The 15,342-nt window shown below is 33.0% G+C and carries 10 protein-coding genes; all 10 read right to left on the reverse strand.

The genetic code is table 11. The annotated features are described in order from the left end of the window. Window positions 1-72 precede the first annotated feature (72 nt). On the reverse strand, window positions 73-471 hold the full coding sequence (locus ACVC5O_RS14855; protein ID WP_203255968.1) for a heavy-metal-associated domain-containing protein: 399 nt from the start codon (window positions 469-471) through the stop codon (window positions 73-75). 35 nt (window positions 472-506) lie between these two features. Beyond that, entirely contained in the window at window positions 507-2,285 is a 1,779-nt protein-coding gene (locus ACVC5O_RS14860; RefSeq protein ID WP_452222259.1) for an efflux RND transporter periplasmic adaptor subunit, read from the reverse strand. Next, the gene (locus tag ACVC5O_RS14865; RefSeq protein WP_452222260.1) at window positions 2,275-2,757 is read right to left on the reverse strand and encodes a DUF305 domain-containing protein; all 483 of its coding nucleotides are present in this window, start codon (window positions 2,755-2,757) and stop codon (window positions 2,275-2,277) included. Before ACVC5O_RS14865 ends, ACVC5O_RS14860 begins: the two co-directional genes overlap by 11 nt. 18 nt (window positions 2,758-2,775) lie before the next feature. Next, window positions 2,776-5,274: a heavy metal translocating P-type ATPase gene (locus ACVC5O_RS14870; protein ID WP_452222261.1), complete on the reverse strand. Its 2,499-nt coding sequence runs from the start codon at window positions 5,272-5,274 to the stop codon at window positions 2,776-2,778. Then, window positions 5,274-6,494 (reverse strand): TolC family protein, encoded by a 1,221-nt coding sequence (locus ACVC5O_RS14875; protein WP_452222262.1) that lies wholly within the window; start codon window positions 6,492-6,494, stop codon window positions 5,274-5,276. Before ACVC5O_RS14875 ends, ACVC5O_RS14870 begins: the two co-directional genes overlap by 1 nt. Continuing rightward, window positions 6,491-10,219, reverse strand: coding sequence for an efflux RND transporter permease subunit (locus tag ACVC5O_RS14880; RefSeq protein ID WP_452222263.1), 3,729 nt, complete (start codon window positions 10,217-10,219; stop codon window positions 6,491-6,493). Before ACVC5O_RS14880 ends, ACVC5O_RS14875 begins: the two co-directional genes overlap by 4 nt. Before the next feature lie 108 nt (window positions 10,220-10,327). Beyond that, window positions 10,328-10,741, reverse strand: a complete 414-nt coding sequence (locus tag ACVC5O_RS14885; RefSeq protein ID WP_203255973.1) for an HYC_CC_PP family protein — start codon at window positions 10,739-10,741, stop codon at window positions 10,328-10,330. Window positions 10,742-10,830: 89 nt separating this feature from the next. Continuing rightward, complete coding sequence (locus tag ACVC5O_RS14890) at window positions 10,831-11,934, reverse strand: DUF4238 domain-containing protein (RefSeq protein WP_452222264.1); 1,104 nt, start codon at window positions 11,932-11,934, stop codon at window positions 10,831-10,833. A gap of 4 nt (window positions 11,935-11,938) precedes the next feature. Continuing rightward, window positions 11,939-13,624, reverse strand: coding sequence for a hypothetical protein (locus tag ACVC5O_RS14895; protein WP_452222265.1), 1,686 nt, complete (start codon window positions 13,622-13,624; stop codon window positions 11,939-11,941). Beyond that, window positions 13,621-15,282, reverse strand: a complete 1,662-nt coding sequence (locus tag ACVC5O_RS14900; protein WP_418181876.1) for a hypothetical protein — start codon at window positions 15,280-15,282, stop codon at window positions 13,621-13,623. Before ACVC5O_RS14900 ends, ACVC5O_RS14895 begins: the two co-directional genes overlap by 4 nt. Window positions 15,283-15,342 lie beyond the last annotated feature (60 nt).

The following is a 15,342-nucleotide window of genomic DNA, read 5'->3' on the forward strand; positions in this document are numbered from 1 at the left end:
CCTTAAATAACAAGGCTCTTCTATATTTATTATTAATGGTCATGGTCTGAATGATCCTCTTCCTTTATCTCCTTATTGATTCATCATCATTTCGTGGTCGTATTGACAACATCCAGGTAGGTTACTGTAAGCATCTTCATCTCCTGAAACTTTTTCTGTATCGTAACCTGATGCTGCTATTGCCTTGTGAATTGCCATTGCATCTGTTTTAGCATCATCAAAAGACACATCTATTTTCTTTTTATCGACATCCCATGTTGCATTAGCAACACCTTCAACTTTGTTAGCAGCTTTTTCGATGGTTTTTTTACACATTCCACAATTACCTCTAACACCAAAAGATATGTCTACCATAGCCATGTCTTTAGATACTTCCGTTTTTGTTTCTGTTGTTTCTTGCTTGGTTTCGTTTTTACAACTCGTTAAACCTATAGCCATAATTACAGCTACACTTAAAATTACTTTTTTCATTGTTAAAAAATTTAATTGTTATTATTTGATTTTTATTATTCTATTACTTGTTTTACTTCTCCACAGGTTAGCATTGCGCCACCAAAATATGGATTGATTACTTTTTCTTCCCTGCTCAACCAGTACGCACCGTTGTTATCGTCTACCATCGGACAAAACTCAACAAAGACTTTTTCATTGATACCAAATGTCTGAATCGCGCTAATTAAATGTGATGAAAGATGCTTAAAATGATTTCGTTGTGATTCAATATTTGATGCATTTGAAATTGATGTGGCAGATGCTTTTATTTCTTTTTCTAATGACATCCAATGACCATGAACCTCTTTATCTTTTAATAGCTTCATTTCAACTTTAGATAAATTACCCAGTAGTCTTTTTGATTCAGTTATTACGTTATTAGATTCATCTTTAAGTAAAGAATCTTTTAATTTGATATAATCATTAAAAACGACTTTCAATTGATTCTGAAAACCCTTGGACACTTTTACCCTCTCATTCATATTAGAATGATTCGCGTTATTTGCTGAAGGATTATTTTCCATTCCAAGATGTCCTTCATGACCAGTAATAACTTTTCCGCCTTCTTTATTCATCATTGATTTTTTACCTTGTAATTGCGCTGCTGCATCAACGGTAAATGTTCCATTTGTTACTATCTCATCATCAATTTTCAAACCCTCTAACACTTCATAATTATCGCCAATTTGATTCCCTAATGTAATTTTTCGCATTTCAAAAACAGGTTGAGCAGGGTCTGTTTTTATATAGACAACTGAACGTTCTCCAGTCCATAAAACGGCTGTGGATGGAATGGTTAATGCTTGTTCTTTACTTGAAGTCATCCCTTTAAATTTTCCTTCAACAAACATTCCTGGCTTAAAAACATCCTGTTTATTATTAAGTATCGCTCGTAATTTTACAGTTCTTGTTCTGGTATCTAAAACAGGGTCTATAAAATCTACTTTAGCTTCAAATTCTTTATTAGCATAAGCATTGGTAGTGACTAAAATCTTTTGTCCTTTTTTAAATAAATCGATTTGATTTTCATACACATCAAAATTTGCCCAAACTGTACTTAGATTTGCTATTTTGAGCAAAGGTTGGCCTTGTTTGATATAATCGCCTTGTTCTACTAATTTTTCAGAAACTGTTCCTGAAACCGTTGCATAGACAGGAAAGTTTTCTTTAACCTTACCAGAAGTTTCAATTTGATTAATTTGATTTTCAGAGAGCTTCCATAATTTTAATTTGTTGCGCACAGCTTTATATAATGCAGGTTGTGATTCTTTTAATGAAGCTGCTGTAATGAGTTCTTGTTGCGCTGCATATAATTCGGGCGAATAGATAGTTGCCAATAACTGTCCTTTTCTAACTTCCTCGCCTGTAAAACTCACATTTAGACGTTCTATTCTTCCTGAAAAATAACTGACTTGAACGGCATTGGCTTCTTCATTCTCTACAATTTTTCCAGATAATTTAACTGTATTATCTTCTACTTTACCATTGCCAACTATAGAGGTTTGAATATTTGCCAATGCCATAGCGTTTTCTGTAAGCTTGAATTGGTCTGCTAATAAGCCGTCAGCACTACTTGCTGCAGGAATTAAATCCATCCCGCAAATTGGGCAATCTCCAGCTTCTGGTTGCATAATCTGTGGATGCATAGAACACGTCCACATTTGATTAACTTCAGATACCGCATCGTGATTATGTTCAGTTTCTTTAGTAGATGAATTACCAAATAGAAACCATCCTAACAAAAGTCCAACTGCTAATATCCCTATGTAAATGACTATTTTATTATTTTTCATTCTCTAATCTTTTTATCATTGCTTTCATGTCTTCTATTTCTTTTCGTTGCGCTTCAATAATATCATCTGCCAGCTTTCTAACTTCTGGGTCTTGAATATCTGCACGCTCACTTGTAAGTATAGCAATTGAATGGTGTGGAATCATCCCTTTTAACCAAAGTACGTCTCCTACAATTGGTGCTTGTGCTCTAACTAATCCTAACGCACTAATAAAAAGCACTAGACTCCCTATAAGTATTGCCATATTTTTCTTTTTGTTTTTATACATTTTCAGCATGAATAATAGCATGATTACTGCCATTGTTGAAATCCCTAAGCAAACCATATAAAAACGAGTCAAGCTGAAATATATGTGGTCTACGGCATAGGTATTTAAGTACATTGTTATATACATAGCTATAAAGGATAACCCTAACATTAAAAAAAATGTTTTATAGTTTCCTTTATTTGAGTGTTGATTTGAATTTTCCATAATTATTTGATTTTATATTTAAACTTTAATTGTTCTTAATCTTAATGCATTTGCGATAACCGAAACAGAGCTAAAACTCATGGCTAACGCTGCAATCATAGGCGAGAGTAAAATTCCGAAAAACGGAAACAAAACACCTGCTGCAATAGGCACTCCTAATGTGTTATAGATGAGAGCGAAAAACAGATTTTGTTTAATATTCTTCATTACGGCATCACTCAAATGTCGCGCCTTGACAATACCGTGTAAATCTCCTTTTACCAAGGTTATCATAGCACTTTCTATAGCAACATCTGTTCCTGTTCCCATTGCGATACCTACATCACTTTTAGCAAGTGCTGGTGCATCATTAATACCATCGCCTGCCATAGCAACAACTTTTCCTTTTTCTTGTAGTTTCTCTACTTCTTTGAGTTTATCCTCAGGCAACATACTTGTTTTAAAATCTGTAAGATTTAATTCTGATGCTACTGCTTGCGCTGTGTCGTGATTATCGCCTGTTAACATGATGACTTCAATACCTTTATCTTGAAGTTCCTTAATAGCTTTGGCGCTAGTCCCCTTAATTTTATCTCCTATAACTACATAACCAGTAACCGTTTCATCTATGGATAAGTATGAAACCGTTTTACCTTGTTTTTGATAAGTTTTAGCTTCTTCCTCCATTTGTGAGGTTATCTCTGCATTAGCATAATCCATCATCTTAGGATTTCCCAATGCTATTTTTTTATTATCAATAGTAGCTTCTACACCTTTACCTGTAACTGCGCTAAATGCATCTGATTTTAAAATTTCAGAATTTTGTACTTTTCCATATTTAACCGTAGCTTCCGCTAATGGATGTTCGCTGTTATTGTTCAACGAAACAATATATTTCAGAATGTCATTTTCGCTAAAATCAGCATCAAAAGAACCTACTGTTTCAACGGTTGGTTTTCCTTCTGTAATTGTTCCTGTCTTATCTACAATTAGCGTCGTAACCTTATCCATTTTTTCAAGTGCTTCGGCATTTTTAATCAATACACCATTTTGAGCACCTTTACCAACACCAACCATTACAGACATAGGTGTTGCTAATCCTAACGCACAAGGACAAGCTATTATCAAAACAGCAATAGCATTCACAAAGGCATAAACATAAACTGGTTCTGGTCCCCAAATTGCCCAAACTGCAAAAGTTAGTAATGAAATAATGACCACAACAGGCACAAAATAACCTGATACTTTATCGGCTAAATTCTGAATTGGTGCACGACTTCTACTGGCATTGTTAACCATGTGAATGATTTGAGAGAGTAGCGTATCACTTCCTACTTTTTCCGCTTTCATCAAGAATGATTGATTTCCATTAATTGTTCCGCTACTTACTTTATCATTTACTGTTTTATTAACAGGAATTGGCTCTCCAGTAATCATTGACTCATCAATGGTTGTATCTCCTTCTGTTATCGAGCCATCCACAGGAATCTTATCGCCTGGTTTTACTTTTAGAATATCATTTAATTCAATAGCATCGATGGTTACTTCAACGTCTTCGCCATCTACTACTTTTATAGCTTTATTGGGTGCTAACTTTAACAATTCTTTTACAGCCGAATTGGTTTTACTATGCGCACGAGCTTCTAAAAGCTGTCCTAAAAGCACCAATGTTAGAATAACGGTTGCTGCTTCAAAATAAACGTGTACTGCTCCAGATTCTGTTTTGAACTGACTTGGAAAAATATCTGGAAAGAACATGCCAAAAACACTAAATAACCAAGCGACACCTGCACCTATTCCAATAAGTGTAAACATATTAAGATTCCATGTTTTTATACTCTTATAGGCACGTTCAAAGAACATCCAAGTCGCATAAAATACAACTGGAATGGATAATGCGAACTGAATCCAATTCCAATATTTTTGTTCCATGATGTCATACAATGGATTATTGGTCAGCATTTCACTCATTGCCATTAAAAAAATTGGTAATGTAAAAGCAACAGCAATCTTAAACTTCTTTAATAATTTTTTATAGGTCTTCTCTTCTGCTGAACTATCTGCTTCCATTGGAACTAAATCCATTCCGCATTTAGGACAAGCACCTGCTTCATCTTTTATAATTTCTGGATGCATCGGGCATGTCCATTGCTGTGATGAAGTTGTGGATAGATTTTGTTCTTCAACTAAATCCATTCCGCAGACGGGGCAATCGCCCGGTTTATCATAGGTCTTATCTCCTTCACAATGCATTGGGCAATAAAATGTACCCGTACATTTACCTTTTGGCTGTTTTTCCATTTCTACTTTGGTATGATGGTATTCTCCTAATTTTTGAATACTATATTTTCCGCCATCTTTCTTTAAAGCTTCTTGAAACCTTTCTATTGGAATATGAGATTCCATTTCGATTGCTGCTTCTGCTTTTTCTAAATCAACAGAAGCCTTTGAAACACCTTTCACTTTTGAAAGTGTTTCTTCTACGTGACTGCGACAACCGTTGCAAGTCATTCCGTGTATGTGATATGTATGTTTCATTATTGCTGTGTTAAATAATTAATAATTGTAGTTTGCACATAGTAGGTTTTAACAGACTCAATTTGATTTATTTGAAACTTCAGTTGCAATTCTTGTATGTCCAAAACATCATTAAAATCAATCGTTCCTGTTTCGTAATTTTTAATAAGAATCTCTTCAGCATCTTTAGCTTGCTTTAAGTTCTTCGTTTGGGTTGCATAACTTATTCTTGCTGAAATCTTATCGTTTACTGCTTTATCCAATAGTATTTCTAATGCATTTGTGCGCTCTTGTTTTTGTGCCAAAATCTCTTGCTGTTGCAACTCATTTTGTTTGGTTTGGGATTTGTACTTATTATTAAATATGGGAATTGATACTGATACCATTGGCATAATTATATCTTTTCCATTGTCACTAAAATCCATGTTAGGACGTTTATCAACATTGATATAATCTAAACCTAAACCAATCATTGGACTACTTTCTTTTTGATTCAATAATTCAGATTGCTCTACAGACTGATAGAGTTTATCGAATTTTAGTAATTCAGGATGTAGAGATAAATTTCCAGAATTGATTTCAAAATCTTCTGAAGGAATTATTAACTCATTAATAACAGAAACTTGTACATCCTTATCACGATTTAAAAGCTTATTAAAAGTAGTTTGTTCTGCTAAAAATTGTTGAACCAAAACATCTAATAACTGTTGCATTTCATTTTGACGCATTTGCAATCGTAAAACATCTACAGCTGAAGCTTTGCCAACTTCAACCGATGTTAATGCTAACGTTTCGTAGGTTTTAAGTAGTTTAATATTCTCGTTTAAAACGTCTTGTTTTGCTTTATTAGCGTAGAGATTATAATAGGATTGCGATACAGAAGCCATCAGTTTTCTTTTGGCAATAACAATGTCCTCGTATTTAGCATCTGCCAAAGCACTCACATAGTTTTCTCTTGCGGTAATATTACCAAACCAAGGCAACATTTGTTTAGCTGATACTTTGAAGCGTTGCGCTCCTGTTCGGGTTTCTGGTTCGCTTACGAAGTAACCCACACCAAATTCGGTATTAGGCAATGTATTTACTTCATTCACTTTTTCGGAAGCAATACTATACTGTAATTCAAACTTTTGAATTTCAGGATTGTTATTTAATGCTTCATTAATAAGCGTTTCTAATTCTTGTGCATTAGAAACACTAAAAGTTAATAAACCTATGAGTGTATAAATTATTCTTTTCATTTGTTTGCTCTTTTCAATTTAAACTCTTCTCTCCAGCTGTATAATACCGGTACAATAAAATAAGAGGTAATATCTATAACCATTCCGCCAAATATTGGAATTGCCATAGGTATCATAATATCACTTCCTTTTCCTGTGGATGTCAATACTGGTAACAGCGCCAAAATGGTAGTTACAGTAGTCATTAAACACGGACGAATACGTTTTTCGGCTGCTTGTAATGCGGAAGCTCTAATACTCTTTTTATCAGAAGGTTTTTCACGCTCAAAAGTTTGCTTGAGGTATGTTGCCATAACGACACCATCATCTGTAGCAATACCAAATAATGCTATAAAACCTACCCAAACCGCAACACTTAAATTGATAGTTTTCATATTGAAAAGGTCTCGCATATTCTCTCCAAACAAACTAAAATTGAAAAACCAATCTTGACCGTAAAGCCATATCATTATAAAACCACCCGCAAAAGCAACTGTTATTCCTGTAAAAACCATGAGTGACGTAGTAACAGATTTGAATTGGAAATATAGAATCAAGAAAATAATAGCAAGTGCTAATGGAACGACAACAGAAAGCGTTTTTTCTGCTCGTAACTGATTTTCATAAGTGCCTGTAAATTTATAGCTGATGCCCTTTGGAACAGTTAATTCTCCTGAATCTATTTTCTGTTGAAATAAAGCTTGCGCATTTTCAACAACATCAACTTCTGCAAACCCATCTAATTTATCAAACAACACATAGCCAACTAAAAAGGTATCTTCACTTTTTATGACTTGTGGACCTTGCTCATACCGAATCGTCGCTAATTCACTTAATGGAATAGGACTTCCTTTTTCAACAGGAATATAGATGCCTTTTATATCTTCAGGATTACCTCGTAGCTCTCTAGGGTATCGCACTCTAACAGCATAGCGTTCTCTTCCTTCTACAGTTTGAGTAATAGCCATACCGCCAATTGCTACTTTCAGCACACTTTGTACATCTTCTATAGATACACCATAACGTGCTATTTTTTCTCTATCAATATCAATAAGTAAATAAGGTTTCCCTACAATTCTATCTGCAAAAACAGCTTGCTCTTTTACACCTTCTGCTTGTTTAAGAATGGTTTCTAACTGCAATCCAAACGCTTCAATTTGTTTTAAATCTTGTCCTTTTACTTTTATTCCCATCGGTGCACGCATTCCTGTTTGAAGCATTACCAATCTGGTTTCTATCGGTTGTAATTTTGGTGCAGAAGTAACTCCTGGTAATTTGGTAACTCTAACTATTTCATTCCAAATATCATCAGGACTATTAATTTCTGGTCGCCAATTACGATAGAATTCGCCATCATTATCTTCGATAAGTTGAGCATGTATAACTTTTGTAAAAACAACATTTTCGGAATTATTAGGATTGGCGATAAATGTTCCATCTTTCAATTCAAAAGCACCATCATCGTTTACTTTGTAACGTTGTCTTTTTCCTTTTGAGTTACGCATGTATTCAGACTTATACTGAATCATGTTTTCGTACATAGATAAAGGCGCAGGATCTAATGCAGATTCTGTTCTACCAGACTTTCCTACTACGGTTTCAATTTCTGGAATAGTGGCTACAGCCATATCCAATTGCTGAAGCACACGTTTATTTTCCTCAACACCTGAGTGTGGTAATGAGGTTGGCATTAATAGAAAAGAACCTTCGTTTAGAGATGGCATAAATTCTTTTCCTGTATTGTTCATAATCCATCCTCCAGAAACAAGCACAGTTGCCGGAATAATTAAAAACAATAACTTGTTTGCTAAAGCCCAATTTAAAATTTGACCATAATACTTTCTGAAAATTGAAAATATTCCTAAAATTCCGAAGCAAATAATAGCTACAAAAATAAGATTGACTAAAATACTTCTGTCAAAGCCTAGTGGTCTCCAATATTCGGCAAGTAAAAATATAATGGCAGTACACGAAATAATAATATTTACAAGATTGCTGTTTTTCTTATTTAGTTTACCAAAGACTCCAAGTAAACCAGTAATACCAAAAGCAATTAAAATAATCCCTAACCAATATCCAGTAACCATAATTGCTATTCCAGCAATTATTAAAGCACCATTTATGATGTATTTAAATGACTTTTTAAGTGATGTTTTTCTGAATAAATAAGCTGCTAATGGTGGGATTAGAAATAAGGCAATAACCAAAGATGCTGATAACGCCATCGTTTTGGTAAATGCTAATGGTCTAAACAATTTTCCTTCTGCACCAATCATTGTAAATACAGGAACAAAGCTGATAATTGTAGTTAATACCGCAGTTAAAATCGCTCCAGAAACTTCGGAAGTCGCATTATAAACTACTTCATTCATAGTTAACTCTGTACCATCTTCTCGTAATCGTAATTTGTCATCATCGAGATGGCGAATCATATTTTCTGCGAGAATGACGCCTACATCTACCATAGTTCCAATTGCAATAGCAATACCAGAAAGTGCTACAATATTGGCATCTACGTTAAACAGTTTCATGGTTACAAATACCATTAATACTGCAACAGGCAACAATCCAGAAATTAAAATAGAAGCTCTTAAATTGAAAACCATAACAATAATAACCAAAATGGTAATTAATATTTCTAGTGTCAACGCTTCATTAAGCGTGTCTAATGTTTCTTCAATAAGCTCGGTACGATCATAGAAAGGAACAACTGTTAATTGAGATGTTCGTCCATCTGCCAATACCTTTGAAGGTAATCCGCCTTTCAGCTCCTCAATTTGCGCCTTTACATTATTAATGACTTCCATTGGATTTGCACCATATCGTGCAACTACAACACCACCAACGACTTCCGCACCTTCTTTATCCAATAAACCTCTTCGTGTTGCTGGACCTAATGATACTTTACCAATGTCTTTAATCTTAATTGAAGTAAAATCCTCTGAAGTAACTACAGTATTTTCAATATCTTCAACAGATTTCACATAACCCAAACCACGTACTAAATATTCAGCTTGATTAATTTCTATAGTCTGCGCACCAATATCTTGATTGCTACTTTTAACCGCTTTTACAATCTGGTTTAAACTAATGTTATATTGACGCATCAACTCTGGATTGACATCAACTTGATACTCCTGAACATAACCACCAATGGAAGCTACTTCAGAAACACCGCTTGCAGTAGATAAAGCATATTTTACGTAATAATCTTGAATGCTACGCAGTTCGTGTAAATCCCAACCACCAGTAACATTTCCATTTTCATCTCGACCTTCAAGAGTGTACCAAAATATTTGTCCCAAACCTGTGGCATCTGGTCCCAATGCAGGATTAACACCTTCTGGTAATAATCCACTTGGTAATGAATTGAGTTTTTCTAGAATACGACTGCGACTCCAATAGAATTCTATATCTTCTTCAAAAATGATATAGATACTTGAAAACCCAAACATAGAAGAACTACGAATGGTTTTTACTCCTGGAATACCGAGTAAAGAAGTCGTTAATGGATAAGTGATTTGGTCTTCTATATCTTGTGGCGAACGACCATCCCACTTTGTGAATACAATTTGTTGGTTTTCTCCAATATCTGGAATGGCGTCAACCGCTACAGGGTTGCTTGGCAAAAATCCTGTATCCCAATTAAAAGGTGCGTTTACAGTTCCCCATCCTACAAAAAGGACGAGTAACAGAACTGCTACGAGTTTATTTTCTATTAAAAATTTGATGCTTTTATTTAGCATTGGCTTTGATTATTAAACAGTTAGACATTGGCGTTAGGAAAACACCGAATACAGCAAATTATCCTTATGACATAAAGTCATAGGATAAATCAGTCTATTGTTTAAAAATCAAATTAAATACGTCTCGTCAATTTTGTAGAGTTGCCTTATGACGAGTGGCGGTTTGTATTCTTCAAAAGAAGACACATTGTTATCTAAACCTTCAAAAAGGTTAATATAGGTATAAACAAATGAAGCGATGAATACTTGTTGTTCAAAAGAAATTTTGTCAACTTGTAATTGTAGTTCGTCTTGACCATCAACTACCAATTGTTCATCATTACAACAATTCTTTTTTGTAATAGAACAACCTTCAGTTGAAGGATTATCCATTTCCATTCCGCATCCTTCTGCTTTATGGAACATAGCAGTTTCTACCAAAGTATCTCCACAATAATGCATACTGAGCGTAAATGACATTGTAGAGAGTAACACTACAAAAGCCATTGCCAAAGACATTGCTTTATGGAATACTTGTTTCATATTGAGTACAAAGGTATAAAATTTTAACAACTCCTAAATTTTGTTTAACAGAAGTTTAGATATAAAACTGCAAAAAACAAATAACCAATTTACCACTTACCCATTTTTGATAGCACCTTTTTGTACTTCAACATTTGGATATCGTCTTTACAATATGGATGTTCTAAAAGTTCTTTAAGTTTACCTATAAACTCTTTTGAAACAAACCCTTTTTTCTTTAAAACATCAAATAAAACGAGGGCTTGCTCTGCCCTGTATTTAGCTTTTTTCAAAAACTCTTCTCCATTTTCTGGGTTTTCATAATGGTTTTGAATATCAAAATGTTTATCAATATCTCCTTTGTATGCTACTAATAAGTTTTCAGCATTCTGTTGTGTAACTCCATTTGTTGTAAATACATAGTCTCTGTCTTGAGTAAGTCTATTAATTCTCGTTTGTCCATCTGCGTAATCATTAGGATGAATCTCTAAATAATGTGAACGATCCAAGGGTAAAGTAATAACTGCTTTGGGATCATATAAACCTTGAAATTTATTAGTTTCAAAATGCCTAATTGAAACTGGATTATCACAAGTAATTATTGGCGCATTTGAATCTTCTATTTTAATTACATTTATTGTACAATCGTATTTGTATTTAACAAAGTTCCCCCATTGTTCAAGATGGTTAACTAAGAAGGCCGTTCTTGAACGTTCATCGTACTGTTTTTTAACCTCCTCTATTTCATCAATATGAAATTCCATTTTCTCTCCAAATAAATTCATTTTTATCAAACCATGTTCATTTGCTGTTTGATCTGCCCTATCAAAGATTTGTTTATTCATACCTTTTTGAAGATTTAAAATTCTTGGTGTACGAAAATATAATGATAGACATACATATAGTATTTGAATTTTTTGCTCTTGACTAACTGTCAATACCTTTTCATCAACAAGTAATTTATATATTTTTGGAAACTCGCTATCAACATTTTCAGCATAATGTTTTTCTAAGGCGTATTTTACTTCATCTGATTCAGCAGGAATTGTATAAATGTTTTTTTCAAAACAAATATCTTTTGTGCTTATTTGCTCTAAAAGCATATCATTGTCCATTTTATAAACATCGACAAAATAATTTCTTTTTCTTCCTTCAACTGCAAAGTTCTTTAAATATGAACGTGGTATATAATGTTGCTTTATTGGATTTGACATTATTCTATTCTTTTGTTGAGACTTCTTGTTTCATTAAAACTCGCCACGTTAAAGGAAAAGGTTGGCTTTTGTAGTGCCTACTTGCAACGTGAGCAACAATATCGAAACTATGTTTAAAAATTTTAAAGTTCTTTTCTGGTCCGAAGAGTTCCATTTCTGATACCATTTCTTTTTTGTACTCTTCTACATTCTCGTATAGTGTTACAGAATGTTTTAGTGTTCCTTCGCCACGACTATAATCCTGAACACATATTTTATTTTCCATTTCTTCAAGTGGAAACCATATTTGTAAGTTCAAATCTGGAAAAAGTTCAGTAGGGATCTTGCGAACAAACTGATATAGGTCTTCATCCTTTAAAACTAAAGTGTATTCTGCCAATATAAGAACTATCATTGAAGACTGAATTTCACATTCTTCATCTCCATTATGAATATCCACCAGCTTATCATAACTTTTTCTAAACAATGGGAAAAACTTATTTATTTTATATCTGTTATTAAAACCTAAAGTCATTTCAGAAATCCATTTTTTGGCTGGGTTAAAGTTTCTTGTAAAATTCATTAAGTTAAGTGCTAAAGCTATTTCAATACTATGCACATCGTATTCTGGATATTTTGAAGGTGGATTGTTTTTTATAAACAAACATAATCCGTTACTAATTGAAAGAGCGCTTTGGTAATATGTTTGAGCATGCTCTTCATTACCTTCTCTATAATGGATTCTAAACTCTTGTATTTCCGTTAACCCTATAGTTGCTATAATTCCTATTTCTTCCCAAACATTAAGACTGTACTCTAGACTATTTCTGCTGTATTTATATATACTGTGCTCTGTTTTGTAATGTTTAGCAACTTTGTTAAAATAATAGACACCTATATTTCTTTTTAAAGAATGGATTTTGTAAAATTCCTGTCTTACAAAATTTTTCTTCAAATGATTACCTTCTTGCATAAAGTGCCAACTTAGTAACAAGCATCGTTCACTTGCATAAATTGAAGGTTTCAAATTATTATTGTCTTGAGACCATTTATATATAATGTTAAGGCATAATCGTACCAGTCTTAACTTTTTTAATATTTGTCTTTTTTGTTTGGGTTGCTTGTCTAAAATTTTTTGAATCAGCGTATAGAAATGTGATAAATCATAATCAGGTAAATCTAAAAATGCCAAAGACTTTCTTAATAATGATTGATATTCTTGTGGAAATAGTTTTTCACTAACAAGATAGTCGTCAAGCATTGCAGTTATTTCGCCTGTACCCCAAAAATCATATTCAACAGCATCTGTAGTATTCTGGTCGATATATTGTGTCCAATCAACTAAAACATTTTGATTTATAACACCATTAGTACAAACTATTATTTTTTTAGGAAGTTTTTTTAAACGATTTGTAAGTGATGTTGGAATAAATGTATCTTTAATTTGGTTTAGAGTTGAGCGTATGGCGTTGACATCTCCATCCCAAGTGGTTCTTGTTAGATTACCTTGTTTTACAGCGAACAAAAACACCTTCTTAATACTATCTTCTGGATCAATACCTACAGCTGAAATATCTACACCAAATTGACGACCTTTCATTGGCTTTGAGATAGTTGTAAATTTCATTCCAACTAGCAGATCAGTCAGCAACACATCAAGTTCATTATCTTCTTTTAAAAGATTAATATATTCACTCAGTAAAAATCTCATTGCCTTCTTTTAAAATTTTGCCATAGTAACCGTTCTGTTGCTTGACCTATGGGATCTATAAATTCGCCTCTTGGCATTTCGCCACTATGCGAAATAAGTGCTGGTGTCATCTTTTCGGTGTATTTGCCTTGGTATTTTGAAAATGTAGACTTTCCCGTTCTGTAATTGATATTCGTAATCATACTTAAAAATGATGAACTTTCTGACTCACTCTCTTTATAGGATTTATTAAATTTTCTATTCTGAATTTTATTATAATATATCATTCTTCTCTCTGAAGGCGCAAATTCTTTTAGGTTTTCTAAATCTGAATACGCCTTGTATTTATCTTCTCCTTCTTCAACAATATCTTTTATTATTTTTTTTAATTTCCTATTGGCCGTCTTCTTTTTTAAATTTAAAAATTCAATAGTTGAATAATAATTAAAAATTAAGTGGTTAATAAACAAATCAGCTAAGAAAACTACAACCTCTTTATTATCTACTTTTTGTTCAAGTATAGAATATACCAAAGACAGAGAGGTGTCTTTATCATAAACATAGGCAAGTATTTTGTACGTGATATATTCAATATCGTAATCTGAAAAGTCCTTTATTAGAACTTCTGAAACCGTCAATCCTGATAAATCTCTCATATATCTAGCACTATTCATTTCAAAAATGGCAATATGAAAATTTGGATTGTCTTTATTTAACCAATTTGTATATAGCTTTTGGAAATCTGAATAAAAATCATCGCAAAGTGTATTCAGCAAATGGCTGAAATATTCTATTTTTCTAGCATTTTTTGGACTTATCCCTACCCAATCTGTAATAAAACCAACTACCAAATCTAAATTGGTTTTAGCCATATTTTCCAATCGATAAGCCAATTGATTATACGCTCCTGCATGTTCTATATCAATGTGAAGCAACAATGGAAGATATTTTTTAAAGAGGTGTATTTCGTTGCCTAAATCTATATTGTAATCCAAAAAGTAAATGAGCTCTAATTGAATTTCAATAGTCTTAATACTTGATAGCTTATCTATAATTTTATCTGCATTTTTTAATTCATTTCTTTTATTTCTAATGGTAAAGAAAACGGATGGCCATAACTCCTCAAGAGTCTTATTATTAATAATACTATTGAATTGTTTCTCAATCCAGCTCACAAATGTTTTTGGTGTTGTTTTCGCTATCAAATCAATTTTGACGATAGATTTTATTCCTATTTCATTTAAGCTTATGTTATCATCTTCGATTAGGCGTTTAATTTCATCTATTGAAAACTTTTGGTCTGAATGATATAATCCGGATAGAATATCCATTAATATAAAATACGAATCAGGATTTTTCGTTTCAAGTGTTTTTAAATAAATTTCTTTACCAAAAGAAGCATCCTCTTTTGCTTCGCGAGTAATGGCTATTTGAAGATTTCTTACAGGATAATTACTTTTTAAGTTTTTAAGCAATTCTGGTAGTGCCTTAACATAAAGGTCTATATCAACATTTTTAATATTGTCACAAAAGGTTCTATAATCTTGCCATCGATTGGAAGGCTCTTTATTGTCTAATAAGTCTTGTAGAAATTGCAAATGAAAAGGGTTATAATTTTTGACTAAAGTTAAAAAAGAATTGATACCGTTCTGTAAAAGAGTAACAAAGTTTTTTTCCATTCTACCAAAAGAAATCAAACTATATCAAATACTATTAAATGGACAAAAAGAAACAAAATG

This window comes from Lacinutrix salivirga, assembly GCF_053604675.1.

Coding starts and splice junctions, on each gene's coding strand:
- ACVC5O_RS14855 (WP_203255968.1), bottom strand. CDS start 471: ATGAAAAAAGTAATTTTAAGTGTAGCTGTAATTATGGCTATAGGTTTA.
- ACVC5O_RS14860 (WP_452222259.1), bottom strand. CDS start 2,285: ATGAAAAATAATAAAATAGTCATTTACATAGGGATATTAGCAGTTGGA.
- ACVC5O_RS14865 (WP_452222260.1), bottom strand. CDS start 2,757: ATGGAAAATTCAAATCAACACTCAAATAAAGGAAACTATAAAACATTT.
- ACVC5O_RS14870 (WP_452222261.1), bottom strand. CDS start 5,274: ATGAAACATACATATCACATACACGGAATGACTTGCAACGGTTGTCGC.
- ACVC5O_RS14875 (WP_452222262.1), bottom strand. CDS start 6,494: ATGAAAAGAATAATTTATACACTCATAGGTTTATTAACTTTTAGTGTT.
- ACVC5O_RS14880 (WP_452222263.1), bottom strand. CDS start 10,219: ATGCTAAATAAAAGCATCAAATTTTTAATAGAAAATAAACTCGTAGCA.
- ACVC5O_RS14885 (WP_203255973.1), bottom strand. CDS start 10,741: ATGAAACAAGTATTCCATAAAGCAATGTCTTTGGCAATGGCTTTTGTA.
- ACVC5O_RS14890 (WP_452222264.1), bottom strand. CDS start 11,934: ATGTCAAATCCAATAAAGCAACATTATATACCACGTTCATATTTAAAG.
- ACVC5O_RS14895 (WP_452222265.1), bottom strand. CDS start 13,624: ATGAGATTTTTACTGAGTGAATATATTAATCTTTTAAAAGAAGATAAT.
- ACVC5O_RS14900 (WP_418181876.1), bottom strand. CDS start 15,282: ATGGAAAAAAACTTTGTTACTCTTTTACAGAACGGTATCAATTCTTTT.